The sequence below is a fragment of the Candidatus Symbiothrix dinenymphae genome, assembly GCF_001431085.1.
The window spans coordinates 1-1187 of sequence record NZ_BBRU01000043.1 but is presented as its reverse complement, the minus strand read 5'-3'; the positions used below and the strand labels follow the sequence as shown (position 1 = coordinate 1187).

The 1187-nt window shown below is 48.6% G+C and carries 1 protein-coding gene; it reads right to left on the bottom strand.

Going from position 1 to position 1187, the window contains the following annotated elements; all coding sequences use genetic code 11:
- A partial coding sequence (locus ASC50_RS00795) for a family 20 glycosylhydrolase (RefSeq protein ID WP_158648225.1) occupies positions 1–1187 on the bottom strand: 1187 nt, incomplete at both ends.

Here is a 1187-nt window from a genome sequence, read left to right as displayed (position 1 = left end):
ATACATCCTGTAACGACCATCCGGCAATTGTATCACACACGGGTTGCGTGCTTCTACGCCACTGCCTTCGCGCTCTTTGGGCAGTTCAGGTGTAATGAGCGTAACCGGTTCCGACCAAGTTTTAAAATCTGTCGTTGTCCGAGCACGTATTACAGTGCTATATTTTTTTCTCATTTCCGGGTCTTTCATATAGCTCGTGTTTGCCGTATAATACTGTATCCAGCGGTCGCCATCGCAGAAAATGTATTGTATGCCGATTTCCCCTTCTTCGTGGGAAACATCCTTCCAGTGCAGTCCGTCATCTGAAGCGGAATGAAAAAGCCAAGTATGCCATTTGGTATCATGCGAAAAGCCATGAAAAAAGGCATGCCATTGCGCGTCAAATTTACCGGGCGTCAAAATTTGCGGGTCGCCGATAACCAATTCCGGCAGCCCGTAAACTTCGGGGTCTATCAGTGGATTTTCCGGCAGGTCTTTCCATCGGGCTTCTCCCCAATTCGGGGCGGTGATGGGTTGAACCTGCCCATAGTGAATGCCCTGTTGCTCCCACGAAGTCAGAAAATAGTTCAATCTGTTCAGAAAACTGTTGTAATCCTTTTTTTCGGGGGCAGTCCAGCCCACTTCGGCATAAGCGGCGATGCGGGGAAAGACTTTCCCATACACGTTTTGTGCATTAGGAGTCCATTCCGTCCACATTTGGCAACCCAATCCGAGGATGTGCTTTTGTTGTTCTGCCGTCAATCCATCGGGCACGGGTTGAAAAGAATAGGCTTTTTCCAGAGAAATAGACGCATAAGAATAGTCCAAATAAGTATATGAGTGGAATGAATTGACAACATCATAACCGTCTTCTATCGCTTTTTTGATGAGTGCCCGGTCGCCCTGCCAAAAATGAATGACAGTGCCGGGGGCAAGATGCTGTTCGGGTTGTCCGGCAGCATAGTCCTCATCCGCTTGCCAGGCGTGAATTTTGGCGCCGGTGATTTCGTTCCATCCCATCAAGTGGCGATTTCGGGCGGTGAGCCATTGCGACATTTTGTTGGTTGCGTCAATTTGCAGGGCGATAGGCGTTTTGATGCCGTTCGCTTTCATATATTCTTGTACGAAAGGCGAATTTTTATAGTAGTGACCCGGCATTTCGTCACCGCCGATATGAATGACGCTGCCCGGAAACAAAGCCATCATCT